Raw genomic sequence first — 26,731 nt, 5'->3', positions numbered from 1 at the left:
GGGATGTTCTGGATGCCGGATACTGGTTGTTCTGGATCCAGAATGGTTCTGATGATATCATAGATACCGGATGGTTGAATACCAGCTAATAGATACTGAGTGTATCCATCATCCGGCATCTGGTATCAAATATCTGACATCAAGCTCCCTATACAAAGCATCTGGCATCAAGTCCTTGGTATCAAGCTCCTGATATCAAGCATCTGGTATCAAGCTCCTGGTACCAAGCATCCAACATCAAAGCCATCCGTTCGGCTAAATTCCCTAACTTTACGACCCACACCGATTACACTGCTGGACGATTTGTGCTTATGAAATCTTTGTGTACGCTTTGTTGGCTCGTTTTGCTGTCAGTTTCTGTGCTGACTTGCCGGGTTAAACAATACCCCCCTGAATTAACCGCCGTAACCCCTAAAACGGCTACCATCGGACAAGACGTGATCCTGACCGGGTTTCAGTTCGGCAATGACCCCAACGTTACGTTCGGGCAAAGCGGAACGTTTGTCGCGGCTTCCATAAAAAACAATACCGATCAGGCCATGACTGTCACCGTTCCGCGCATGGAAACGGGAGCCACTCAGATACAGGTCATTAATCAGGAAGGTACGTCTGATCCGGTAGCCTTTACAGTCTTACAGCCGATGCCCGTCCTGACGCTTGTCACGCCGGCCAACGGATTACCGGGCGCGTCTGTTATCATCACCGGCGACTTTCTGGATCATCTGAAAGTAATCCGTTTCGGCGTTATTCCCGCCACGCAGACTACCGTTGTAAACCCGCAGTCGGTATCTGTAACGATACCGGCCAATGCACAGCCTGGTCTCCAGAAGCTGTATCTGGAAACAGAAGGCGGTTCGGTAACGGCCGATTTTATTGTTGCCGGTACGCCGGAAATCACGTCTTTTTCGCCCAAGCGCCCCCGCATCGGGCAGGAGCTCGTGATTCAGGGCAAAAATCTGGCCAACGGTGTCGTTAAAATCAACGGCGTTACAACGACTCAAACACAGGCAGGCGACACGGAAATCCGTACGGTCGTACCGGCCAATGCCTCGTCAGGTAAATTAACCATTACTACATTTGACCGGCTGGTCGCAACCAGTGCCGATAGTGTGATTCTTGCCTATCCACCCATTGTAGATGCAAGCGGCCTCAGCATAACCGAAGGTATTCAGGGGGATAAACTGCTCCTTACCGGCCGGAATCTGCGCGATGTCGCCGAGGTTAAAATCGGCAGCACCACCGCTTCCTTCCGGATCGTCAGCGATACGCAGCTGGAGGTCACCATTCCGGCCCTGGCCCAGTCCGGTGATCAGCCGGTAACTGTCAGCGGCATCGGCGGTACGACAACAAGTCAGCAGACATTTCTAGCCATCCTGACGCCCGGCAGCCTTTCGGTGAGTCCGGCCCGTCAGATCAGAGGACGTGAACTCGTTATTACCGGCCCCAATCTGCACCGCATCACCGAGGTAAAAGTCAACGGCAAAACCGCCGCTATCTCGGCCCGTACCGAAGGTTCGGAGGTTCGCGCCATTGTACCGGCCGACGCCACCTCCGGCCCTGTTGTGGTCAGCAACCGCGCCGGAAACAGCAATGCCCGGAATATCATTGTTGTGCTGCCGCCGGTAGTTACGTCATTCACAACCCGCCAGCAGGTTGCCGGACGGGTAGCCATCCAGGGCGATTTCCTGCTGGATGCCAGGGTATTTTTTACGGGCAGTGCGGGCGGTGCGGTAAACGACGGCAAAAATACCGACGAAGAAATCTGGGTAAAAGTACCATCGGATGCGCAGACCGGAGCTATCAAAATCGTGAATGATGCAGGCGAAGTATCAACTCCAACCGCCTTTACCGTTCAACGGGCGCCGTCGGCTATCACCTTCAGTCCTGCCAGCGGCAGCATCGGCAGTTCGGTAACCATCAGTGGCCAGAACTTACAGGATGTGACCGAAGTACGGTTTGGCAGTGGCAAGTCGGCAGCGGCGACGTTCCGCGTGTCGGGCAATACCCTGGTCGTTACGGTTCCGGCCAGCGCCACTGACGGAACCATCTGCGTCACCAACAGCGTCGGGACAGTATGCTCCGTAGCAGCCTTCAATGTGCTGCTGCCTCCTTCGGGAGTGGCCCTGGCTCCGGCCAGCGGGGCCGTACTGTCTAGTCTGACCATTACGGGACAAAATCTGGCAAGCACGAAAGAGGTGCGGTTTGGCAACGGCAAATCAGCGGCGGCCAGCTTCCGTGTGTCGGGTACTTCGCTGATTGTCACCGTACCGGCCGATGCAACGGATGGCCCGATCTGCATTACCAACGATGGTGGCACGACCTGTTCAACCGCTAGTTTCAACGTCACGATTTTACCGGCGGGGCTGAGTTTTGCACCGCTGACGGGCAAAGCAGGTACCGAAATCACCCTGACCGGTCAGAATCTCAGTACCGTGAAGACCGTTAAATTCGGGGGAGGGAAATCGGCCGCAGCCACGTTCCGCCCATCAGGTACCTCATTGATTGTCACCGTCCCCGCCGACGCCACCGATGGTCCGATCTGCGTTTCCAACGACGGCGGTACCGTCTGCACCGGCGACGATTTCAAAATTCAGTAGAGACGCAATATGTTGCGTCTCAGCATCGTCCGGAAAACAATAAATAACAGGGCAAAAAAAATGAGACGCAAGATGTTGCGTCTCTACGTTATTTGATGTTTTTCCGGCGGTTACGCTGAAAATCTTCGAACATCATGTTGCCCAGTCCCTGCAAACCACTGTAATAGGCACGGCCGTTGTTCACTTTCGTAAACTCCTGCACAAACTGCTTCAGATAAGGGTCTGTAGCAATCATGAAGGTAGTAATCGGAATATCCAGCCGACGGCACTGCGCTGCCAGTGTCAGGGTTTTGCCTACCACTTTCCGGTCAAGGCCGAAGCTGTTTTTATAATACCGGATTCCTTCTTTCAGACAGGTCGGTTTTCCGTCGGTAATCATAAAAATCTGCTTGTTCTTATTCTTCCGGCGTCGCAGCAGATCCATGGCCAGTTCCAGACCGGCCACCGTGTTGGTGTGGTAAGGACCGACTTCCAGATAGGGCAGTTCCTTGGCCTGAATCTGCCAGGCGTCGTTGCCAAACACCACAATATCGAGCGTGTCTTTCGGGTATTTCTGCTTCACCAGCTCCACAAGGGCCAACGCTACTTTCTTGGCCGGTGTAATCCGGTCTTCGCCGTACAGGATCATCGAATGGCTGATGTCGATCATCAATACCGTCGAGGTCTGGGTTTTCTGCTCCTTCTCGGTTACCTCAAGATCCCGTTCCATCAGCCGGAAGTCGTCAAGGCCGCTGTTAATCTGCGCATTCCGGATCGACTCCGTCATGGAAATCTGCTCCAGGGTATCTCCGAACTGATACGACCGCAGATCACTGCTCAGCTCGTCTCCCGACCCGGTATACGGCGTCTGATGATTTCCTCCGGCTTTTGACCGCTTCAGCTTACCAAAAATCTCATCCAGTGCACTCCGGCGAATCGTCTGCTCACTTTTCGGGGTCATTACGAGACGGCCCTCCTGATTTTCTTCCGTCAGATATCCCTTCTGCTTCAACTCCTCGAAGAAATCGCCCATCCCATATTTATCGTCAGTCAGGCTGTACTGCCGGTCAAGCTGATTCATCCAGGCCATGGCTTGCTCGACATCGCCGGAAGTAATCAGCAGCAACTGCTGAAATATATTCAGCAACTGATCGAATTTGCTGCCGCTCTTTTGCTCCGGCGGCACATACTGAGAAAAATGAAAGCCTTTCATAAAATCGCCAGGGTTATTGGTATTTACTGCTGATGAAGAAACAGCAACTTCCCGGGATTTGTTCGGTCTGAACAGCCCCGGCCTGTACTCTTTCTGTATGCCTAGAACTTCCGGATCAGACCCGACATCATCTCCACAAAATAATCACCGTTCTGCGGCCCGAACCAGTTCATGTCATTGGTCTCGTAGCGGCCCAGATGATAATACTGATCAGGCGTTATGTAGCCGATATAGCCCCCGTTAAAGCTCGTCACTACCAGATTCAGTTTTTTCTGGCGGGCAACCGGCTGCAAGGCAGGCACCAGCATGCCCGAAAAATCGCAGGGTGTGCCGACAAATACCGTTTTCCCGATCTGCAACGCCTTCAGCTCCGACGGATAGTCGCCGTAAACGGCATAAAACAGCCACGGCCGGACCCGCAGGCCATCACTGATCCGTACATGCGGGTCGCGCAGGGTCAACGGCAGGGTCAGCATACCCAGAGCCGAATCGGGGGCCGGCTGTATTGCCTTCAGAGCCGGTATAATCCGGCGGCTCAGACTATCAGCATATTGTGCCATGGCTGCAAGCCGGTCCGGTCCGTCAATTTTCGGGCCGGTACTCCCCACGGCACCGGCCACAAACAAGGTAAAGCTACCGGTTTCCTTTTCGAGCTTATCGACCAAAGCCCCCGGATAATCCCGGCTCAGGTACTGATACTGCTTCATATCGATCACCGTTGCATGGCCACCGTACGCGCAAATTACGGCCGACTCTCCCGATGGTTTCTGTAGTTTGAGCAACTGAATATCACCGAAAACCGGGCCGTTTTCAATCAGCCGGTTATACACCAGCGATTTGCCATCGGTCTGTGTATAGCCAACCGTTACGGGAGCCAGCTGCTTTTGCGCACGGTCAATGGCTTTCAGGATCCGGTCGGTAATCAGCGGCACAACGCGCTCGTCATACTCACCGGCAATGAGCCCCCCGACGAGGCCGGGCGCCCAGGCGCCGATCGTATTATGCGAGTGAATCGCTCCGGTAAAGACATTTTCCCACCGGAAGCCAATCTCCGGCAGGCGCTTTTTCAGCGCTTCGGCCACGGTCGGTGGTGTAATGAGCAGGTCGAGGGCCACCAGCGCGACCCGATTGGTACCGTTGTCTAGCACAATGGCTTTTACATAAACCGAATCGTGGACGCTGGTCCAGTGCTTTCCGCGCCGCGCTCCATAGCCCCCCGTCGGTGTCGTAAAGGAAGGCGTCAGGTTTTCGCGCGCCCAGCCTGCCCGTAGCGGCGTCTGCGCCGGTGCCGGTCCGGGCAGTGCCATGAGCCGGTTCCGGGTTTCGTTATAGAAGTCAGCCTGCTGATACGGGGTGTTATCGACCGGTATGATATTGAGCACCGTAAACAGAACAACCAGGGCAATCAGCCCAAGGCATATTTTCAGAAAAATCCGTACGTATTTCATAAGCTTGATCCATCAAACTTACGCGGATTTTCCGGTGGGTCAATGGCCCGGCCGGCTAAAAATAACTATCCTGCTCCTCCAACAATCTTCCATATTTACAGGTTATCTCTGGTGATTACTTATCAACCAGATTAAACTCACGATATGAAAACCCAGGAAGTAAAAATCGACGAAAAAATCAGAGAAGCCAAAGAGTATGCCGACAACCCGGTTGGTCTCAGCAAAGAGACCGCAACGGCCATGGCCAAAGAACTGGACCGGCACCTGGCTACCTTCATTACCCTGCATCAGCAATATCACAAACACCACTGGCTTGTTGAAGGACCGCAGTTCCGCGACCTGCACCTGTTCTTTGAGGGCAATTATACGGAGGTCCACGAACAATATGATAAACTGGCCGAGCGTCTGACAGTGATGGGCTTTGCACCAACCTGCCATCCCAACAATGTCTATAAACTGTCGTATATCGAACACGAAGAAGAGGGTGTATTCCGTATCCGGGAGTCACTGGAACGTGATATGGCTGCCGAGAAAAAGATTGCCATTGAGCTTCGGAAATCCATTAAAAACGCCACCGAGCGGATGGATTATGCGACTGAAACGCTGCTGAAACAGATACTGTATAAAGTCGAAGACCGCGCCCACCACATTGAGCATTTCCTTGGCGCAGACTCCGTTCTGCTGTCAGCACAGGAACGCGAAGAGCTGGTTAAGCACTAATGAGTTATTGACTAAGCAGTATACAGAAAAGGCTTGCCGAATGGCAGGCCTTTTCTGTTGCAGCCTGAGGAATAGCCGGGTATAAATGTGGAAAATTATACCCGGAGATCAACATATTAAATTCCACAATTCAAAATTAATTAACTGAAATACAAATACTTGAAAAATAATTTTGGTTGTGGTACGTTTTTTTCTCTGAGGTATTACGATTGATTGACACACAATCTTTTAAACAACAAGAACCATGAAATCATTACCAGGAATCATAATCGGTATTGCAGCCGGCGTTGCGCTGGGCGTCTTGATCGCACCCAAAAGCGGTAAATCAACACGTAAAAAAATTGCTGACGGGACAGATTCATTCTTTAATGATCTGCAGGATCAGTTGCAGGACGGCATCGAAAGCATTAAGAAGCAGTACAACGAGTTTGTAGATGCTTCGGCATCAAAGGCTAAGGATGTAGCCGGCAAGATCAGTAAATAATCAAATACATTAAACCGGAGCAGTGGAGAACCGATTGTAGCAGAGGGCTCCGGTTTCACATTCATCTTTCACAGTAAAACCAACAACCATTATGCGTAGTACAAGAGATTTTCTGACTGGTTTATTAACAGGTGTTGCTATCGGTATTTTAACTGCCCCACGTAGCGGTAAAGAAACACGCCAGCAAATTGCAGACGAAGCTAACAAACGCTCACAGGACCTCAAAGACCAGTGGGAAAAAGGTGTAGAGCAGGTTAAGCAAGGCTATGACCAGGCGAAAGCTCAGGTTAACCAGTACGCAGATAAGGCAAAAGAACAACTGGATACGATTCAGAACCGTGCCCAGAATAAATACGCTTACGACAAGGAAGAAGTACGCGAAAAATACAACGACAAAGTCGACGAACTGGCCGATAAAACCAAAGACGGTGTAGAACAGGCCAAAGATGCCTTTAAAGTAGGATAATATCCGCTTTTCTTTTCGATTGCACAGATTACCAATATACTCAACGCTATGAAACAAGAGCCCCGGCCTATCCACAGGTCGGGGCTTTTTTTGTAATCTTGCAGCTTATTTCAGCAACTATCCGGCAGTATGACTTTTTTATATTTCAAGGCGCTTCATATCATTTTTGTAGTTACCTGGTTCGCAGGTTTATTTTATATGCCCCGGTTATTCGTATATGTTGTCGAGTCGGCAGCGCTGCCCGAATCCGGGCAGACCGTGTTGCGAAACCAGTTGCTGCTGATGCAGCGCCGCCTCTGGTACGGTATCACCTGGCCATCGGCGGTTATCACCCTGATCATGGGCTTGAGCACGTGGTACAATTACGGCGCCACCCCGGGATGGCTGATCTGGAAACTCTGCCTGGTTGCCGGTCTCTACGTTTATCATGGCCTGACACACCTTATTTTTCGTCAGCAACAAACAGGAAACCTGCGATATTCGTCTAACCAAATGCGGATATGGAATGAAATTGCAACAATTTTTTTGTTCGGAATTGTTTTTTTAGTTGTCCTGAAAGACACATTAAGCCTGCTTTGGGGGCTACTCGGTCTGGCCATTTTTATACTTCTCTTACTCTTTTCTATACGATTCTATCGTACCCTACGGCTCAAAAAGCAACAAAAAAGAAAATAACTAACTTATAATGAGAACACTAACCTGGTTATCCACACAAAGTAACCGATAAGAAACCTTAAGAATACATAGTAAAAAAACCGACACTTATTCACATTTTTTATTAATCAAGTTTTTTTTTAGCAATTGGTCTGAAATTTTTTGATTTAAATTTCATGTTATATATTTGCATCATCAAACAGCAGTGATAAGTCGGGTACATTATTGTACTTTAAAGATATAGCGCTTCTGTAGCGCAAAGGCAAACAGCCAACAGGCTGTTTTAAATGGTGTGGATATAGTCGGAAAGCTATTCGGGTGTTCCCGGGTAGCTTTTTTGTTGTGCTTTATTATAAGCAAATTTTAACATACCCTTAACTTCGTTTTAATCTTACAGGCTCACCTTTGTACCATGCAAACGCACAAAAGACTACGTGCAGAAGCGTTAAAACAGACATTGAATACGTAATTCATAAAGATCCTTTACAAGGGAAGGTTGAACATCAAAATGGGTTTATCGCCATCAGATAAGCCGCATTTTGAAATGGTGTGGATAGAAGCAGAAAGCCGCTCCGATTTTCGGGACGGCTTTTTTGATACCAGCAGTCATTTTACAGGATAAGTAAATCAGTCAGTCACTTTTAAAATTTGCGCCAACGATGTATGTTGCAGATATGAAAATTCTGGTAGTAGAAGACGAACCAAAACTGGCCTCGTTTATCAAAAAAGGACTGGAAGAGCAGTCGTGTGAAGTTGATGTCGCATTTGACGGGCAAATTGGCCGCGCAATGGCCATCAGTAAACCGTTTGATGTGATTATCCTGGATGTTAACCTGCCTAAGATGAATGGATTTGATGTAGTCCACTCACTGCGGCAGCAACAGGTAAAAACACCGGTGCTCATGCTGACTGCCATGGGCTCTGTGGACGATAAACTGACAGGGTTCGACGCCGGTGCCGATGATTATCTGGTTAAACCTTTTGAGTTCCGCGAACTGATGGCCCGGCTGAAAGCGCTGCACAAACGCGGCAGCGACTCAGGACCGCAGGCCAATGTGCTTAAAATTGCTGACCTCGAACTCGACCTTAACGAGAAAGTTGCCCGCCGTGCCGGCAAACGCATTGAATTAACGGCCAAGGAATTTGGCCTGCTGGAATACCTGATGCGCAACCGCGGCCGGGTTGTTTCCCGGATCGACATTGCCGAAAAGGTCTGGGATATCCATTTCGATACCGGTACCAACGTGATTGATGTCTATGTCAACTTTCTGCGGAAGAAGATTGATAAGGATTTTCCTACCCGTCTCATCCATACCGTTATTGGTATGGGATATATGCTGAAAGAAGAATAACATTCCATGAATATCCGGACCCGGCTCACACTGCTCTTCGCTTTGCTGGTAGCATCCATCCTGTTACTGTTCTCGGTCTTTACCTACTACCAGTACAGCCAGTTCCGGGAAACGGAGTTTCAGCAACGGTTAGTCGAAAAAGCGACGACCACGGTACGGCTGCGGGATGATGTCGGGGAAGTTCCCGGAAAAGACCTTCCTGTCCTGTCAGACGAACAGGTAACGATCTATAACGAACAGAACAAGGTCGTTTATAACAGCAATACCGTCCGCAACATTGCTCATATCGGAAACCTGCTGACCTACATCCGGCAGCACAAGGTCTTTTTCTTCAAACAAAGCAGCTTCGAAGGCGTCGGCATCACCTTCCGCGACCACAACAACCAGTTGCTGGTTGTTGTGGCGACGGCCTATGATCGTTATGGGTTTTCAAAAATTGACCGCCTGCGGCAAATTCTCTTTCTGGGCTGGCTGGTAGGCCTTATCATCGTCGGAATTTCGGGCTGGCTTTTTGCCAGTGATGCGCTACGCCCCGTTTCCGAAATTATTACGCAGGTGAATGCAATTTCGGCAACCAATATACACAAACGGTTGCGTGTCGGCCGTCAGCGCGACGAACTGGCGCAACTGGCGCATACCTTTAACCAGATGCTGAATCGGCTGGAAGAAGCGTTCATCTCCCAGAAAAGCTTTGTTTCTCATGCGTCTCATGAGCTGAGGACTCCGTTGACGGTGATGATGGGACAGATCGACGTGACACTTATGTCGCCGCGTTCAACGACTGAATATGCGGCCACCCTCGAAAACGTACTGGAAGAGGTCCGGAAAATGATCTCCCTCACGAACGGGCTTCTTGAACTGGCCCATATTAATGCTGATGCCGCTACCATTGATATGCACGCCGTCCGCGTTGATGAAATGCTCTGGCAGGCCCGTACCAATATCCTTCATAAACAACCTGATTATCAGATTGATATTGAGTTCGACAATTTTCCTGAACAGGAAGAAGACCTTACCTTAACCGGCGAAAGTGCCTTGTTAACGACGGCCTTTCAGAATCTGATGGAAAACGGATGTAAATACTCGCCGAAACACAGTGTCCGCGTCGTATTGTCCTTTACGGCCGAAAAAATCAAACTCCAGTTTATTGACCAGGGATACGGTATTTCAGATGCTGATCTGCCCCATATTTTTGAAGCCTTTTACCGGTCCGAAAACACCATGCAGATTCAGGGACACGGGATTGGTCTGGCTTTAACCTACCGGATTATCCAGTTGCACCACGGTCAGCTACGGATTCATTCTGTCCTGAATCAGGGGACTACCATTACGCTGTATTTCCCTGTTCAGGCGCAGCAGTAACGACTCAGCATACGACGTTCTCCGTCAACAAAAACAACCGGCAGCAGACCAGATATTTATCCGTATATTTGGCCCCTTAAACACGACGAACGTTGTCGATTTGCCAATGACAAATACCATCACTCCTTTGCTACAGCAGACCCAACAGGCTGCTGCAACGGTTCGTCGACTGAGTGATTCGCAAAAAACAACCTTGCTGAATCGCCTGGCCGATGTATTACTCGCTCACACCAGCCAGATTCTGGCCGAAAACCAGAAAGATCTGGACCGGATGCCCGACACTGACCCCAAAAAAGACCGGTTACGCCTGACAGAGAAGCGCGTTGCTGACCTGGCGGACAGCCTGCGGGCCGTAGCCATTCTCCCGGACCCCACCGGTGAGGTATTGCTGGAGCGTACCATTGAACAAGGGCTGACACTACGGAAAATCGCTGTACCGCTGGGAGTAGTGGGCGTCATTTATGAATCACGACCGAATGTAACCGTCGATGTGGCATCACTTTGCCTGCGTTCGGGCAATGCCTGTGTGCTGAAAGGTGGCAAGGAAGCAGACTTGTCGAACCGGATTCTGGTCGGCCTGATTCAGCAGACCCTGGCGGAGTTTTCCATTCCAGCCGAGGCCGTGCTGCTGTTGCCGCCTGACCGTGCTGTCGTGAATGAGTTATTGACGGCCACCCGGTACGTCGACATTATCATTCCCCGTGGCTCCGACGCGCTGATTCAGTTTGTCCGGAAAAATTCGCTTGTACCGACGATTGAAACCGGTGCCGGTGTCTGTCATGGTTATGTCGAAGCCACGGCCGATCTGATCAAAGCCCGTGATATTGTTGTTAACGGCCGCGTGTCACGCCCTTCCGTGTGTAATTCACTCGACTGTGTGCTGGTCGATGCAGCCATTGCAGCCACATTCCTGCCCATGCTGATTCCGGATTTCACGAAGTGGAGCGTAGAAGTCTTTGCCGACGAAGCTGCCTATACGATACTGAGCGAGGCCGGCTATACCAACCTGCAGCCTGCGCAGCCGGGCGATTTCGGACGCGAGTTTCTGGACTATAAATGCGCTGTTAAGGTAGTTTCCGGTCCGGACGAAGCCTTGTCGCATATCCAGAACTATTCATCCCGCCACTCGGAGGCAATCGTGTCGCAGAATCAGGCTGTGATTGATCGTTTCTTAACAGAAGTCGATGCGGCGGCGGTATATGCCAATGCGTCAACCCGCTTTACAGACGGGGGCGTTTTCGGTCTTGGTGCCGAAATCGGCATTTCAACCCAGAAACTACACGCCAGAGGCCCGTTTGCGCTGGAAAAACTGGTTACCGAAAAATGGGTCGTTACCGGCGACGGGCAAGTCCGCTGGTAACCAGATAGCGTTAGAATTTTATTAAAATTGAGATATCTCATAGTCGGAGTCTGCAAATAACACTTATTTGCAGACTTTCTTCCACCAACTTGGCTATGGTCAGCGCGCGCGAATCTATACTAATGATGATCACGACGCCCGTTTATGCGCTTGTGATCGGCACTGAGATTCTTCTCAGCTATTTACATCACCGTCATCTGTATTCTGTGAAAGGAATTTTGCAGAATGTGTACTTAACGATTCTGAACGCCAGTCTTGATTTACTGGTACGCGGCTTTTACGTCGCCGTTCTGTTCTGGGTATGGCAGCATCGGTTAACCGAAATCAGTAATCCGTGGGCTTACTGGATCGGCCTGCTGCTGCTCGAAGATTTTGCGTTCTACTGGTTGCACCGGGTCGATCATTTCTGCCGGTTATTCTGGGCCGTGCATGTAACCCATCACTCGTCAGAAGAGTTTAATCTGACCGTTGGCTTCCGGTCTTCTGTTTTTCAGCCACTTTACCGGTTTGTTTACTTTTTACCAATCGCTCTTCTGGGTTTCCGCGCAGAGGACATTGTGTTTATGTACTCTGCAACCCAAATCTGGGGCATTCTGGTACATACGCAATATGTCGGCAAACTCGGCGTGCTGGAGTGGTTTATGGTAACCCCGTCGCATCACCGTGTTCACCACGCGTCAAACGTGCGGTATCTGGACCGGAATATGGGCATGTGCCTGATTATCTGGGACCGGCTGTTTGGTACATTTGCCGATGAGGCACCGGAAGATCCTGTCCGCTATGGACTAACCACAAACATTACGGATCAGTCACCGGGTAATCTGGTTTTCCACGAATGGAAAAAACTGGGTGAAGATCTGCGGAAACCCGGGCCGCTGGTGCAGAAACTCCGCTACCTGCTCGAACCGCCCGGCTGGAGCCATGACGGCTCGTCCCTCACTGCCGACGAAATGCGCGAAGTCATGGGATTGAGCAAGAATAATACCAGAGTAACCAAAAAAGATGATAAGCTCGTTGAGTACTGACATAAATTAAAGCAAAGCCCTCGCCAACCAACATGTGAGGGCTTTTTTGTGAAAATTGCCAGAATTTACCTACCTTATCGAACAACAAACGCACTATATCTACACTAACTTTATATTTTTACCTTGAAATAGTAACACTCACCGTATACCAATGAACTTGACAATGCACCCAAACAGTGTATTCGTACAACGCATCCTGGATGCGACACAGAATGGCATTGTTGTATACGAAGCGATACGATCTGAAACAGGCATACCGATTGATTTTCAGATCAGTAATGTCAATGCAGCTTATGCCAGGCTAGCCGGTAAGCCTGTTGATCAGCTCAGTGGTTCCAGCCTTCGCGACGCCTATCCGGTCCAGGTCTGTCAGACACTTACTGACCGGTATCGCCAATGCCTCCAGACCCGGACCGCCGATCGGTTCGATATTTCCTTCCTGCATCCGCAAACCGGTCAGCATGTCTGGTATAACGTTTCGGTGGTTTCTTCCGATGAACGGCTTATTGTTTCCATACAGGACAATACCGCCAGTATGCTGCTGCAGGCACAGCTTAAACAATCCGGCCTCATTTGCAGTGCCTTTCAGGCATCGCTGAGCGGTATCACGGTCTTTGAACCGGTTTTAGATGAAACCGGAGAGCCGGCTGATTTCCGGTTTATCATGATAAATGATGCAGGACTGACAATGAGTAAAACCACAGCAGATGCTCTTCTTGGCCGCACTATCAGGGAATTTTACCCGCAGACGGAAAACAAAGGGTTATTTCAGGCCTACGTGCAGGTGTACAAGACCCGGCAGCCTTTATCCGGAGAACACTATTACAGTGATCACCAGGTATGGCGGCAGTATAGCATCATGTATACAGACGGCAATATCATGGTATCTTACAATGATATTACGGATCAAAAACAAATGGAGCTTGTACAACGCAAACAAACCGATTTTTACGAGACCATTTTTGCCAATACACAAGTAGGTCTGGCCATTTTTGCCCCCCAGACCAGTGCAGACAGCATTGCGATTACCGATTTTACCTATGTTTTTGCTAACCCCGCCACAGCTTCGCAAGTGAACCGGCCGGTTGACGGGTTAATTAACCAAAGCCTCTGTACTCTTTTTCCGGGTATTGAACAGACAATTCTGTTTCAGCACATGATTACGGTTGCCCACAACGGGCTGACCAAACGCTTTCTCTTTCCTCATTTCGGTGAAAAAATCAAAGGCTGGTTCGACTGTACCCTGGCCAGAATCGGGCATGTCATTCTGCTCAGCTCGATGGATGTCTCCGACAGTTATCATCATCAGCAGCAGCTTGAGCTGGTCAACCGCGAACTCCGGCTGGCCAATGACAATCTGCATCAGTTTGCCTATGTCGCTTCGCACGACCTCCAGGAGCCCCTCCGTAAAATCCAGTCATTCGGCGAGTTATTGGTCAATCAATACAACGACCGCCTGGACACGACCGCGCTCGACATCATCCGGCGGATGTATGCCTCTTCGGAACGCATGTCTGTGCTGATTCATGACTTGCTGGCTTATTCACGGATTTCGACCCACCGCGACCCTTTTGAACTGATAAATGTGGCCGACATCCTCGCAGCCGTTACCGAGGAGCTAAGTATTCAGATTGAACAGACCAATACCCAGCTCGACATTGGAAAACTACCTGACATACTGGGCGATGTCACTCAGTTGCACCAGCTTTTCAAAAACCTGATAGCCAACGCGATAAAATACCAGCGACCCGATGTTAGCCCCGTAATCATGATCAGCAGCCGGCTGGTTGTCGGCACAGAGCTGGATGAATATCCGCTGGCTGAAATCATCATGGAATCGAAGTTTACCGATGGCCGGCGCAGGGCCTATCATGAGATCACTATTGCTGATAATGGTATCGGCTTCGACGAACGGTATCGCGACCGGATTTTTCAGGTCTTTCAGCGGCTCCACGGCCGCAGCCAGTACGAAGGTTCCGGCATCGGGCTCGCTATCTGTAAAAAAGTAGCCGACAACCATCGCGGAGCCATTACAGCTTATAGCCAGCCAGGTCAGGGAAGCCGTTTTGTTGTTTACTTACCTCTTCAACGTTAGACCGGCAGGAGCAACCGTTTTCACCTTTTTTACGTAGTTTAGTAGTGCAATTTTATCTTCGGATACTACCAGGCTATGCATTCTTCCGGTAAACTAATTCGTTTGGGTTTAACCTGGCTGCTGACAGTGTGGGTTAGTTGTTCGGGAGTTTGCGCGCAGGAGCTTATTCCCAACGGAGGGTTTGAAAAGTACACTATCTGCCCCTATCAGGATAATTTATTGGCAGAAGCAGTACCGTGGTATAACCCTAACCGCGCCACACCGGATTTTTATCACCGGTGCCAGCCGACCAACCAAATGCAGCTGCCACCACACAGTGGCCAGGGCCTCGGCCGGTTATTCATGGACCAGGGGTGGGCCGAGTATTTTGGCACTCCGCTTGTCTCCCCGCTTGTGGCCGGCGAGGCCTATCAGTTTGAAATGGCACTGGCCGCCGAGTTTCCGGCACGTTATCCCTCCCGCAGCTTCGGGGCGTATTTTTCGACCCAGCCGCTGACCTCTACCGATAAGCTTCTCTTTCCCGTACGGCCGCAGGTCTATGATACACAGGTCAAGACCTTTACCAAAGCCCTCACGTGGGAAATGATCGGCGGCTGTTTTGTCGCGAAAGGAGGCGAGCAATTCGCCACAATCGGCAACTTCAACGAACTCCCTCCTTTTCTGAGCTCCTACTACCTGTTTGCCGACGACATCTCGCTGAAACAGATCAAACTGAACCTAGGCAACGATACTACCTTATGCGGACGGAGCAGCCGTTACCGCCTGAGCGCCCGCACTCCCGGCGCCACCGACTATCGCTGGAACGATGGCAGCACCGATTCGGTCTTTGTGGTAAAACGGCCCGGCAAATACTGGGTAACCGTTAAAACGCCCTGTAAGGTATTGAGTGACACCATCGTGGTAAAGTATCGCCTCGACTTCAGCCTTGGCAACGACACCACGCTCTGTACCGGCGCAACGCTTGCCCTCAGTGTTTCCACGCCGGCTTCCGGCTATCAATGGCAGGACGGTTCTACGCAACGGACGTTTACAGTCCGGCAACCGGGCACTTTCCGGGTCCGGGCCAGCGAACCGGGCTGCTCGGCTTCCGACACTATTGCCGTCCGCTACATTGCCCCGCCGCGCCTCAGCCTGGGGTCGCCGCTGGAACTGTGCGGAGCCGAAACGCACCTGCTCAAACCGGTCTTTGCCGAAGGAAAATTCAGCTGGGTCGATGGCTATCCGGCCACAGACCGACTCATTACCAGTTCTAACACCTACTACGGCCAGGTTGTCAATGATTGTATGACGCTTATTAATTCGGTAAAGGCCGATTACGGCGAGTGTGGTTGCGTCTTGTACACCCCCGACCTGTTTACGCCCAATAATGACGGTATAAACGAATGGTTCGAGCCATTTGCCTGCGGTGATATTACCATCACCGGCTTGTCGGTGTTCAACCGCTGGGGCGAGGTTATTTACCAGACCAGTAATGCACCCTTCCGCTGGGATGGCTCCTATAAGAACCAGCCCTGCGATACCGACATCTATGCCTGGGCCATTACCTATTTGCTTAACCAGCAGGGCCGGATCAGTCAAAAGCAGAAACAAGGTTTGCTGCGGCTGGCGCGATGATCAGATATACCGCAGCCACCAGATTTGTTTATGGCGTCGTTTATACTGCCAGTACCACCGGCACGGGAAATACAGAAAAACGACAAGCCCCAGCCAGATCAGGTATGTTGCGGGCAAATCCACGCCCGAGGTTTCTTTCGGGCGGCCAAACTGAAACGGCCCGAACACAAACTGATCCGGTGTGAACCCTTGCAGAAACAGCATTACCAGCATCAGGCTATGAATCAGATACCAGTGGATGAGGTAGTAGAACATCGGCACCCTGCCGTAGACCGACAGTGCTTCCGTAAACCGGTTCTGTATCCCATCTACCAGGGCCATTACGGTAATGGTAATGCCCAGCGTCATGGTCGTGTAGAGCAGCGAGGGCGGGTATTTGGTGGTATTGATAAACGACAGCAGGGTAAAACCCGGCGTCGCCTGTGCCGACCAGGGCGCAGGATCGCCGTAGCTATTAATCAGGCGAACCACCACAAACACAGCCAGTGAACCCAGCCCTGCCAGCAGCAGCGTCCGGCGACGGCTATTGTCAGGCCGTTCAAAGAGCAGACCGGCTCCGTAACCGGCCAGCATGATGCCAAGCCACGGCACCCACGGATACAACAGCCCGACCATAAACTGCGGCGTTACCGGAAAGACGTCCGGACGGAAGAAGAGCGACCAGATCACCCGCAGCGGGATAGTATCGGTAAAGGTCACGCCCTGCACCAGATTATGGCATACGATGATCGCTACGCCCAGCAGGCCGACGGTACGGGCCGGAGCTTTCAGCAGGAAAGACAATACCAGAAACCCCGCGCCGATGGCCGCAATCACCTGAAAAATGATGGTCCGGAAGGAAAGGTCGAACCAGAGCGCAAAGTTAACGACAGTAATTTCGAGGAAAATCAGCCAGAGCCCGCGTGACCGCAGAAACCGCTGATTGGCCGATACATCGCCGCTGTTTTTCAGCGACAGGTAGGCAGACGTACCCGAGAGAAAGACAAAGGTCGGGGCGCACAGGTGTGTAATCCAGCGGGTCATAAACAGCGCGCCGGTTGTGGTCGACAGGTCGGTCGGGCTCTGGGTTTGTGAGGTCACGTGCATGAGTTCCCGAACGTGGTCGAGAGCCATAATGACCATCACCAGGCCACGGGCAACGTCAATTGACGGAATGCGTTTCATGTGTTTCAGGAAGAGGAGGAAGAAACGCAAGTTACAGCAATTCAGGCATTAATCCGTCAGGTTTATGGCTTGCGGGTATATTTGTAGGCAAGCCCCGCGCTAAAGCACGGGGTTGTTGAGTTGAAGGCAAACACTCTGTTCTCGCCCATACGCTGCGCCCGGGGCGGTACGGATTCCTCACAACAATGGCATAAATCCGGTGCCATAGGAATACCCTGTCTGCCAAACGGAATATCATTCCGTTCTACACCTCACACTGCCCTTCCGGTTGATAACGCTCTTTTGACAAATCAACCCACACGCTGAACAGTTCAGGCAAATCCTCCTCCCGATAAACGTCCGGAGGCCGTAGCTTTATCGCCACAACAACTACACGATGAAACAACTCATAACACTCACCCTGCTGCTGCTCGCCCTAGGCAGCAGGGCCTACGGGCAGTATGCGCCGCTGGGAGCCATCTCGTCATGGACCGACGGCTATGTGATTACAACGGCCAACGATACCATCACGGGTCAGATCCGGATTCCGACGCTGATCAACGATGCCCCGGCCAGCGCGGTTATCAAAACCCCGGACGGCCGGAAACAAACCGTCAAGGCCGAAGACCTGCTACAGATCGCCCAGCGGATTCCGGATTACGCCTATGCAACCGGCAGCATCCCGCGCGAACGGCAATATATCTTCTTTGATAAAGTCCCGAATCCGCGCCGGCACCAGAAACCCATGTTGCTCGAACGGCTAAGCCAACCTGGCAAGGTGGTCTTGTATTTTGACGCCAATGGCTGGAAAAAGACGACCGACTTAACCTTTGGCGCCCTGACGGTCACGCTCGATCATAAGGATTTCAGCTTTGTGGCCGTAAAAGACGGCAAGACGGCCAGCATTCTGAAAAAAAGTAACCTAAGTGAGCAGACAGGCGCGCTTTTCGGAGATTGTCCTGTTTTCATAAGTCAGCTGAACGGACCGGATAGCATTGCATGGAAGCACCTGGACCGGATTCTGACACTATATCATCAATCCTGTGTAATAGGGCCTGTTACTCGTTAGAGAACGATCTTACTCCTGTTTCTAAAATCCCGGGCCGTTTCTTAATGGCTCAGGATTTTTTTTCAAGTTTCTATAAAATTATTCACACAGCAATCTTTAAGTCCCTATAAATGCACTTAATAGACACTTAAGGTATTATTTCACTTTTCTTGTATATTTTTAAATTAGTTAAAGGTTAATCTTATTTTAATACAAACCTAGCCATGTAACATACAATAGACAAGAATTTTATTTTGGTAACACCGAAAAACATAGAACAATATTTTATCTATTTTCATTTTAATAGAATTTTGAATTGCATTCTTCATGATATACTTTTGTTTCATATCGTACGCTTTGAAACCTACTAAATCATATCATGATGAGAAATGTACTATTAAGTTTTCTTCTGTTCTGCGCGGCGTTGGGCATAGCCAGCGCTCAGGACCGGAAAGTTACCGGCAAGGTAACGTCCGCCGACGACAACAGCTCTGTCCCCGGCGTATCTGTAGTAGTTAAGGGCACTACTATCGGCACCATTACCGATGTGAATGGTTCGTTTGCACTCTCCGTACCCGCTTCCGGTGGTACATTAGTATTCTCCTTTATCGGCATGACGACCAAAGAAGTACCGCTCAGCGGCAGCTCGGTATATGATGTCAAAATGGCAACGGATACGAAGCAACTGTCTGAAGTAGTGGTTACCGGGGTTGGTGTCGCTACTGACAAGCGTAAGATTGCGATTTCGGTTGAGTCGATCTCGGCCAGCCAGCTGCCACAAACGTCGCAGGCATCAATTGATCAGGCCCTGATCGGTAAGATCCCGGGCGCGCAGATTACCAGTAAGAGCGGTACACCGGGTGCAGACGTAAACATCCTCCTTCGCGGGATCAACACCCTGAACCGCGGTACATCGCCAATGATCCTGATCGATGGTATCCAGATGGGCGCCTCCGGCCTGCAAACGGTCGACCTTAACTCCATTGAGCGCGTCGAAGTAGTGCAGGGTGCCGCTGCGGCAACGATCTACGGGGCACAGGGCGCAAACGGGGTTATCCAGCTCTTCACGAAGAAAGGGAAAGCCGGTGCGCTGCGGGTCGATATCTCTTCGAGTGTGGCCCAGAATACCTATCTGAACGTAGGCGGGCTGAGCAAGGCACAATTCCACGCCTTTGCTACCGACGCCAGCAACAACGTTATCGGTTCTTCGGGTAAACCAATTACATTCGACCTGACAAATGGGGTCTATACCGAAAACGTTCAGTATAACTCGACTGACCCGACAGCCAAAAACGAAAAACCCTACAACGCCAACCTGCAATACATCGACCACTTCGATTTCTTCTTCCGGCCGGCCAATACGTTTAATAACAGTGTGGCTATTTCGGGCGGTGGCCCTAAGTCAGACTTCAGCCTCTCGGCATCTAACAGCCATCAGGAAAGTAACGTGATCAATAACGGGGCATGGGAACGAAGCAACCTGACCGGTAATCTCGGTATGGAACTGGCGAGGGGCCTGACGCTGCGCTCAATTACCCAGCTGGCCTACACCAAAAGCACGCTGAAAACCAGCGACCGGACCATCGTATACGGCTTGCTGAACGCCTATCCGTTTGCGGATTTCTCGCTGAAGACAACCGACGGCACAACGCCCTTCAACCTCAATCAGACCATCGGTATCAACGCGTCGAACCCACTCTACTACCAGGATTACACCCGTAACAACGACAACAAGGTTGACATTATCCAGAACTTCAACCTGCACTACGACTTCCCGAAATTTGTGTCACTGGACGCCAAATACGGCCTGAACTACCAGACCCAGAACCGCGATCTGGAATACCTGAACCAGTCGAACAACGCCAACATCAAGTACTGGCAGGCCCAGAGCACGACCCGTTATATCTCAAGCTACAACACAAACAGCACGGGTGATCTGACCAAGTACAGCAACAGCAAAATGTTCCAGAACTTCCTGGCAACGGCTACGTTCAGCTTCGACCTCCAGAAGGATTTTGGCCTGAAGTTCCCGCTGAAGTCGGTCACGCAGACGGCCTTTGACTGGCGGAACAGCATGATCAAGGAATACACGAGCACCGCCATGGGCCTGCCATCAGCCTATGAACCTTACACAGCGGCCAACACTACCTCATGGCGGGTATACCGTGACTATAAGGAACCGTTTATTACCTACGGTTATCTGATTAATCAGCGCTTTGAGTACGGCGATATTGCCGGTATCTCAGGCGGTTTCCGGAGCGACTATTCGTCGGCGTTCGGTCGTGGTTCGAAGCCGTTTACGTTCCCGCGCGGTGATGCATACCTACGCCTGTCGGCCCTTAATTTCTGGAAAAACAGCCCGGTCAACAACCTGCTGGCCGAAGCCAAACTGCGCGCGGCTTACGGACAGGCCGGTATCCAGCCGAAACCATTTGACCGCTACGTAACCATCACGCCGACGACCGTGGGTACCAGCACGGCCTTCTACTACGCCAACGGACAAAGTAACCCGGATCTGGGCGTAGAAGTCTCGGAAGAATTTGAAGTAGGGACCGACCTGCTCTTTACGGTCTCGAAAAATACGCCGTGGGCCAACGACATCGCCCTCTCGGCAACGTACTGGGACCGGAAAACCAAAGACGCCATTTATCCGGTTGACGTAGCGCCGTCTATCGGCCTGGGTACGCTGATCGATAACGCCTTTACGCTGGGATCACGCGGTCTGCAACTGTCGTTAGGATCGACGATCTACAACGGCACCAACCTGAAATGGAACACGACCGTAAACCTGGGTAAGCAAACGTCAGAAATCGTATCGATCCGCGGCAATCAGGAAGTGATTATCCTGTCGAGCGCCGGTAGCACCAACTACGTACTGAAAGCCGGTGACAAGGTTGGCCAGTTGTATGGCTACCGGATGCTGCACAGCGTAACGGATAAAGACGAAGCGGGCAATTTCTACATTCCGCAGGCAGAGCAGGAAAACTACACGGTGGCCAGCAACGGCTATGTGGTCAGCAAAACCACGAAGCAGCCGTATATGTCGGCTGGGAAGTACAGCTTCGGCGACCCGAACCCTAAGTTTAACCTGTCGTTTATCAATGACCTGAGCTACAAGGGCTACCTGACATTCTCCATGCAGTGGGACTGGGTATACGGCAGCCACCTGTATAACCAGACAAAGGAATGGATGTACCGCGACGGTATCCACAGCGACTACACCAAGCCAATCACCATCAACGGAGAAACCGGTGCGTGGACAGCCTTCTACCGCGGAGTATATGCCCAACGGACGGCCAATGGTACAAAGGATTATTTCTACGAAGATGCGTCGTTCCTGCGGCTGCGGAATATCTCAATTGGTCTGGACTTTGCCAAACTGTTCAAAATTCCGGCCACGAAGCGGGTACAGCTTGTACTGTCGGGACGCAACCTGCTGACGTTCACGAAGTACACAGGCTTCGATCCGGAAATCAGCTCCGGTACGACCAACTCGGCCTGGGACCGTGGTACCGACCACAGCACCATGCCTAACTTCAAAACGTATCAGGCATCGCTGAACATTGGCTTCTAATTCACCCGCTAACTTCTGACTATCATGAATAAGATAAAGATACTCGTTTGCACATTACTCCTGAGCGGCTTCCTGGCCTCGTGTAAGGAAGGACTCGATGTAAAAAACCCCAACCAGCCTTCATCACCGGCACTGAAGACCGAGAGTGGTCTGGTATCGTTCGGGCAGGGCTTTTATATCACCGGTTTTAAGGATGTTAAATACTATGACGGTGTACCGGGTTATTTCTGGTCGGGAGCCATCGGTAACCACGAACTGATGGGCGATGTGATTGGCACCGACATTGCCAACGTCTTCATCAACCAGGTCGGCTGCCCGGATAAGGTAACCCTTGACGACGGCACCGTCCTGAACAACCCGAACTCGCCGAGCAAACAATATGATTTTCTGCGGATTACGGCCAACGTAAACTCAACCGGTTATCAGAACTCTACCTATTACGAGTGGGCTTACATGTACAACCTCAACAACGCAGCGAACACCCTGCTGGCCAATATCGACGCGACGACCTTCACGGGCGATGCGGCCGCGAAAAAAGGTGTCCTGCAGGCATGGGCCTACTGGTGGAAAGGCTATGCGTACTCGCGGATCGGTTCGATGTATTACGCCGGTGTGATCAACAACAAAGCCAACGGCGAATTCCTGAACGGCACCAGCAACCAGTATGTCTCGAAAGAAGATATCATCAAGGAAGCGAACCGCAATTTCGACGAAGCCGCGAAGGTGCTCGGTACACTAACCGCCAACGCCGATTACATCGCTACCTTCCAGGGCCTTGTGCCGGCCTTCAACCGGGTGGGCAAAGGCGGCGTGCTGACGCCCATCATGTGGATTCACTCGATCAATACGATGAAAGCCCGGAACATTCTGGTGAATACCAAAGTGGAGGCGATGACCGCAGCCCAATGGAACGAAATCCTGACGCTAACTCAGAACGGCGTGGCAGCATCGGACTTTGTCTTTACCGGTCGCACTAACACAACCGGCGATTTTCTGGCACCGACAACCGGTACGGTCTCGGCGAAAACCGCCGGTACATCGACCTATAAAATCACCGAACGGCTGATTCAGGATTTCAAAACCGGTGACCTCCGGTTCACGAATAACTTTAAGCGCCGGGCCTCGACCTACATTGGCGAAGTCGCCCGTGGCAACTCGTTCTTTACCCGCTGGGAGCTGGTCAACCGCGGCGCAGCGGGGTCTGAAGGCAGTGCGTCGGTTATCAGCTATGCTAACCAGAATGCCGGTGGTTACGAACTGTTTATGGCCAGCACGTATGAAGAAAACCAGTTGATGCGGGCCGAAGCGCTGATCTATACGGGTAAAATTGAAGACGGGCTGGCCCTGATTGATGAAGTACGGAAAGCGCAGGGAGCGGGTCTGACGGCGGTGGCCGGTACGGGCTTAACCCTCGCGCAGGCCAAAGAAGAACTTCGCCGCGAACGCCGGATCGGGTTACTGTTCCGTGCGCTTTCGTTCTATGACGCCCGCCGCTGGGGGGTGATCGAAAACGGCCGTACGGGTGCCGTTGCGCTGAGCCGGACCGGTGTGGTCAGCACCAATGCAACGATCACTTACAACTTCCTCGACTACTGGGATGTACCGGACAATGAACTGGTGTACAACCCGCCTGCATCAGGAAGCGCCCCGGTAAAGAATCCGAAAAAATAACGCGTAGAACATATACAATGACAAAGGCCCGGTTTGATAAGCCGGGCTTTTTTACGTTTTCAGGAGTTTCTTACGGGCCAGCTCTTCGTCGACGACAACGGCTTCAAACAAAAACGTTTTCAGGAGGTCGACATTGATTTCCTGCACACTCGTAAAGTCCCGGCAATAGACGTGTTTGCGGGTGCCTTTTTCGAGGTAATTCAGTTCGTCGGACAGCAGATACCCGTTTGAAAAGCCCAGACGAACCCCTTTTTTGACATTTCCCCACGGCACCGATGCCGGCCAGATAAAGCAAATCCGTTTCCGGCGGCTATAAAACGGCACATTGTAGGCTAATTTCTCACGGCATCCGGGTAGACAACTGAAAATGATGCTGCGTAAGGCATCAACAATTTTACGCTCATGATCGGGCAAATACTCTAGCAGCTCGCCGACATCCCGAAAGTGAACAGGCTGTAATGGATTCATAGTAATACGTACGGCCTAGGTTTTACGCTTCTTTTTACGGGCAGACGGGAATAAAACGTTGTTCAGAATAAGCCGGTACCCTGGCGAGTGCGGATGCAGGTTCAGGTCGGTCGGCATGCGCCAGTTGCCGCGCTGCCCCTCGGGGTCGTGGCCGCCATAGAACGCAAACTGCCCGATGCCGATTTCACCGTAGATATAGCGGTGCGAATTCACGCTTTCGCCCATGACCAGTGCACTGGGCTTCACGGTATTCTTTTTAAATGATGAGGTCTGGCCGTGGAATTCCTTAATCACCGACTCGTGGTTCTGGGTCAGCATCGCCGGAATAACATCCCACTTGGCCGAAAAATCAAAGAGTGTAAAGAAGGTACCCGACTGGTCATAGCCGCCGAAGCGGCCGGACGAGGCATTAATATCGGAAAACGACATCCCCCGATAGCCGCCGCTGAGATCGAGCGTGAAGTTGTAGAAGGCCACAGTTTTGTTGAAATCGAGTTTCAACTGCGCATCACCGTCGATGCCGTCGCCGTCGTACTGGCTGTCGACAATATCGATCCCTTCGGCCGCCAGGGCAATGTCAAACGTTTCGGCTCCTGAGCACATGGCAAACAGGTAGTGACCGCTGGCGCAGAAGTCCTTGATCGTTTTGGCAACGGCCAGCTTCATGTGTGAAACTTTTTTGTAGCCCATGCGCCGGGCGATATCTTCCTGCACCCGGATGTCTTCCGACGACATCCGCTGCATATTCCGGCCAAACTGCCCCGTAAAGTCTTCGTGGTGCAGGTGGAGCCAGTCGTACTTCATCAGTTCACCTTTCAGGATTTCTTCGTCGTACACGACCTCATACGGAATTTCGGCATAATTGAGGGCGACCAGCACGGCGTCGGTATTTTCGAACTCCGATGGACTGACCTTCACCGGCGAATACACCGCGATTTTAGCCGCTTTCAGGAGCTTTACGGCGTCCATGTTGACATCAGGATTTGATATCTGTTGCAGGATGCTGCCGGCCCGTGAGTCGGACAGGGTTTCAAAGGATACCCCTCGTACCCGGCATTCGGTTTCAACGGCTGCGTTCTGTTTAATAAGGAAGCTTCCGCCGCGGTAATTCAGCAGCCATTCGACTTCCATGCCATCCTTGAGGGTTTTATAGGCGATGCCGTAGGCTTTCAGGTGGTTGGCCTGTTTCTCGTCCATCGGAATCAGAATGGACGCGGCCCGACACACTCCCACGCCCAAACATACGACCAGTAGCAGCACTATTCTCACGTTGACCGAACCCATGATTTCCTCCGTTTATATGCCTAAAATACAGTTAATTCCCTGCATTCCAAAGCCTGTACGGCGGCATGGTTACTCTTCCGGCGGTAAAAGTTATTGAGCGTACCGGTTCAGAGAGAAAAGGAGTTCGTGGTAGCCCGTTCCCGGACTACAGCGTACACCTAAAGCCCGCTTCGAAACCATCCGCCGAATGGCTTCACAGTGGCAAAGACAGGTTTTCCATTCGCCGTGCTACCCGGTACGGTACAGGACCAGCTACAGGAACTGTCATCAGTTAACGCGTCCCGGAAGTCTGCTTCAAAAAGAGGGACTTTCAGGCGGCCACTCCACAAGGATCCGACCTGTCCGGCAGAACTGCCGATGCTGATGTAGACGAAACGGCCACCGACAGGCCCCTGCACAAACGGCCCGCCAAGAGATATACCCGGACCATTTGCCTGCTTTACCTGAACGGCAAACGCAAAGGTCAACGCCTGCCCGTTGCCGGGTTGTATCTGCACAATCCCGTAGCCTGATCCTTTCCCTTTTTGCAACCCATACCACAACCCGTCAACCGGATTTTCCAGCACTATCGTTAGCTTAATTTCTTTTGACATAAAACGGAATCGTAGGTTAAACGCCGGCACCTACCGTTCCCGGTGATTGCATCCGGCTGGTTTCAGGCGCGCAACGTGTTAAGTTATTACTTAAATTTCACACTACCATGTCCGCATCAGTACAAACCCTGTCCGTTTCTGGACAAACACAAATCCGCTCAACGCTGAAAAACAGCCCTTTTGGGCTTAGAACAGCTCTTTTACAAAACTGGCAAGGCATTTGTTTAGCAAATAACAAGGAAATACATTTTACCATGGGACGATCGTATCTGGGGGAGTTTGAAGAGCTCGTACTACTGGCCGTGGCCGTACTCGACGGCAATGCCTACGGGGTGGCTATCGCGGATGAACTGAAACAACGAACCGACCGGACAATCAACCTGAGCGGCATTCATGTAGCGCTCTACCGGCTGGAAGAAAAAGGACTGGTGGTCTCCGAACTCGGCGGCGCTACCGCCGAACGGGGCGGACGCCGGAAACGGCTGTTCTCTATTACACCGCTGGGCAACAAAATCCTCAGCGACATGCGCGCTGTACGTAACCAGCTCTGGGAGGCTATCCCGAAGCCATCTTTTTTGTAA

21 protein-coding genes are annotated in these 26,731 nt (G+C 51.4%); 15 read left to right on the top strand and 6 right to left on the bottom strand.

Annotated elements, in window-relative coordinates; translation table 11 throughout:
- Window positions 1-311 precede the first annotated feature (311 nt).
- The gene (locus BLX24_RS13185; RefSeq protein ID WP_083421957.1) at window positions 312-2,597 is read left to right on the top strand and encodes an IPT/TIG domain-containing protein; all 2,286 of its coding nucleotides are present in this window, start codon (window positions 312-314) and stop codon (window positions 2,595-2,597) included.
- 88 nt (window positions 2,598-2,685) lie between these two features.
- On the opposite strand, the gene BLX24_RS13180 is transcribed toward BLX24_RS13185, so the two are convergent.
- Both BLX24_RS13180 and BLX24_RS13175 read right to left on the bottom strand, forming a co-directional pair.
- Entirely contained in the window at window positions 2,686-3,789 is a 1,104-nt protein-coding gene (locus BLX24_RS13180; protein WP_071503626.1) for a vWA domain-containing protein, read from the bottom strand.
- Window positions 3,790-3,890: 101 nt separating this feature from the next.
- On the bottom strand, window positions 3,891-5,237 hold the full coding sequence (locus tag BLX24_RS13175) for a neutral/alkaline non-lysosomal ceramidase N-terminal domain-containing protein (RefSeq protein WP_071503625.1): 1,347 nt from the start codon (window positions 5,235-5,237) through the stop codon (window positions 3,891-3,893).
- A gap of 144 nt (window positions 5,238-5,381) precedes the next feature.
- Between BLX24_RS13175 and BLX24_RS13170 the strand changes: the two genes are divergently transcribed.
- The 10 genes from BLX24_RS13170 (at window position 5,382) to BLX24_RS13125 (ending at window position 16,369) form a co-directional block, all read left to right on the top strand.
- Window positions 5,382-5,957 (top strand): Dps family protein, encoded by a 576-nt coding sequence (locus BLX24_RS13170; protein WP_071503624.1) that lies wholly within the window; start codon window positions 5,382-5,384, stop codon window positions 5,955-5,957.
- 244 nt (window positions 5,958-6,201) lie between these two features.
- A complete protein-coding gene (locus BLX24_RS13165) occupies window positions 6,202-6,441 on the top strand; it encodes a YtxH domain-containing protein (RefSeq protein ID WP_071503623.1) in 240 nt (79 codons plus the stop codon).
- 91 nt (window positions 6,442-6,532) lie between these two features.
- The gene (locus tag BLX24_RS13160; protein ID WP_071503622.1) at window positions 6,533-6,907 is read left to right on the top strand and encodes a YtxH domain-containing protein; all 375 of its coding nucleotides are present in this window, start codon (window positions 6,533-6,535) and stop codon (window positions 6,905-6,907) included.
- A gap of 129 nt (window positions 6,908-7,036) precedes the next feature.
- Window positions 7,037-7,582 carry a CopD family protein gene (locus tag BLX24_RS13155; RefSeq protein WP_071503621.1) on the top strand — a complete coding sequence of 182 codons (546 nt, stop codon included), beginning with the start codon at window positions 7,037-7,039 and terminating at the stop codon, window positions 7,580-7,582.
- Window positions 7,583-8,235: 653 nt separating this feature from the next.
- Window positions 8,236-8,913, top strand: coding sequence for a response regulator transcription factor (locus BLX24_RS13150; protein WP_177225842.1), 678 nt, complete (start codon window positions 8,236-8,238; stop codon window positions 8,911-8,913).
- A 6-nt stretch (window positions 8,914-8,919) separates the two neighbouring features.
- Window positions 8,920-10,275 carry a HAMP domain-containing sensor histidine kinase gene (locus BLX24_RS13145; RefSeq protein WP_071503619.1) on the top strand — a complete coding sequence of 452 codons (1,356 nt, stop codon included), beginning with the start codon at window positions 8,920-8,922 and terminating at the stop codon, window positions 10,273-10,275.
- Between the two features lie 106 nt (window positions 10,276-10,381).
- Entirely contained in the window at window positions 10,382-11,635 is a 1,254-nt protein-coding gene (locus tag BLX24_RS13140; protein WP_071503618.1) for a glutamate-5-semialdehyde dehydrogenase, read from the top strand.
- 206 nt (window positions 11,636-11,841) lie between these two features.
- Complete coding sequence (locus tag BLX24_RS13135; protein ID WP_229201795.1) at window positions 11,842-12,660, top strand: sterol desaturase family protein; 819 nt, start codon at window positions 11,842-11,844, stop codon at window positions 12,658-12,660.
- A gap of 151 nt (window positions 12,661-12,811) precedes the next feature.
- Window positions 12,812-14,755: an ATP-binding protein gene (locus BLX24_RS13130; RefSeq protein ID WP_071503616.1), complete on the top strand. Its 1,944-nt coding sequence runs from the start codon at window positions 12,812-12,814 to the stop codon at window positions 14,753-14,755.
- A gap of 102 nt (window positions 14,756-14,857) precedes the next feature.
- Entirely contained in the window at window positions 14,858-16,369 is a 1,512-nt protein-coding gene (locus tag BLX24_RS13125) for a T9SS type B sorting domain-containing protein (RefSeq protein ID WP_310590779.1), read from the top strand.
- On the opposite strand, the gene BLX24_RS13120 is transcribed toward BLX24_RS13125, so the two are convergent.
- On the bottom strand, window positions 16,370-17,533 hold the full coding sequence (locus BLX24_RS13120) for an acetyltransferase domain-containing protein (protein WP_071503614.1): 1,164 nt from the start codon (window positions 17,531-17,533) through the stop codon (window positions 16,370-16,372). It lies immediately after the preceding gene.
- A 376-nt stretch (window positions 17,534-17,909) separates the two neighbouring features.
- Here BLX24_RS13120 and BLX24_RS13115 point away from each other — a divergent pair, with 376 nt between their 5' ends.
- The 3 genes from BLX24_RS13115 to BLX24_RS13105 all read left to right on the top strand — a co-directional run bounded on the left by BLX24_RS13115 (window position 17,910) and on the right by BLX24_RS13105 (window position 23,805).
- A complete protein-coding gene (locus tag BLX24_RS13115) occupies window positions 17,910-18,581 on the top strand; it encodes a hypothetical protein (protein ID WP_071503613.1) in 672 nt (223 codons plus the stop codon).
- A gap of 358 nt (window positions 18,582-18,939) precedes the next feature.
- Window positions 18,940-22,134: a SusC/RagA family TonB-linked outer membrane protein gene (locus BLX24_RS13110; protein ID WP_071503612.1), complete on the top strand. Its 3,195-nt coding sequence runs from the start codon at window positions 18,940-18,942 to the stop codon at window positions 22,132-22,134.
- 24 nt (window positions 22,135-22,158) lie between these two features.
- Window positions 22,159-23,805, top strand: a complete 1,647-nt coding sequence (locus tag BLX24_RS13105; protein ID WP_071503611.1) for a RagB/SusD family nutrient uptake outer membrane protein — start codon at window positions 22,159-22,161, stop codon at window positions 23,803-23,805.
- A 51-nt stretch (window positions 23,806-23,856) separates the two neighbouring features.
- Here the strand turns inward: BLX24_RS13105 and BLX24_RS13100 are convergent, their stop codons facing one another.
- From BLX24_RS13100 to BLX24_RS13090, 3 genes are all read right to left on the bottom strand, one after another.
- Window positions 23,857-24,273 (bottom strand): DUF1801 domain-containing protein, encoded by a 417-nt coding sequence (locus tag BLX24_RS13100; protein WP_071503610.1) that lies wholly within the window; start codon window positions 24,271-24,273, stop codon window positions 23,857-23,859.
- Between the two features lie 15 nt (window positions 24,274-24,288).
- Complete coding sequence (locus tag BLX24_RS13095) at window positions 24,289-25,557, bottom strand: asparagine synthetase B (protein WP_071503609.1); 1,269 nt, start codon at window positions 25,555-25,557, stop codon at window positions 24,289-24,291.
- 158 nt (window positions 25,558-25,715) lie between these two features.
- Window positions 25,716-26,150: a DUF5990 family protein gene (locus BLX24_RS13090; protein ID WP_071503608.1), complete on the bottom strand. Its 435-nt coding sequence runs from the start codon at window positions 26,148-26,150 to the stop codon at window positions 25,716-25,718.
- 254 nt (window positions 26,151-26,404) lie between these two features.
- Here BLX24_RS13090 and BLX24_RS13085 point away from each other — a divergent pair, with 254 nt between their 5' ends.
- Complete coding sequence (locus BLX24_RS13085) at window positions 26,405-26,731, top strand: PadR family transcriptional regulator (protein ID WP_071503607.1); 327 nt, start codon at window positions 26,405-26,407, stop codon at window positions 26,729-26,731.

Origin of the sequence: Arsenicibacter rosenii, assembly GCF_001870735.1 — a bacterium.
Lineage (GTDB): Bacteria > Bacteroidota > Bacteroidia > Cytophagales > Spirosomataceae > Arsenicibacter > Arsenicibacter rosenii.
This window is presented reverse-complemented; position numbering and strand designations above follow the sequence as displayed.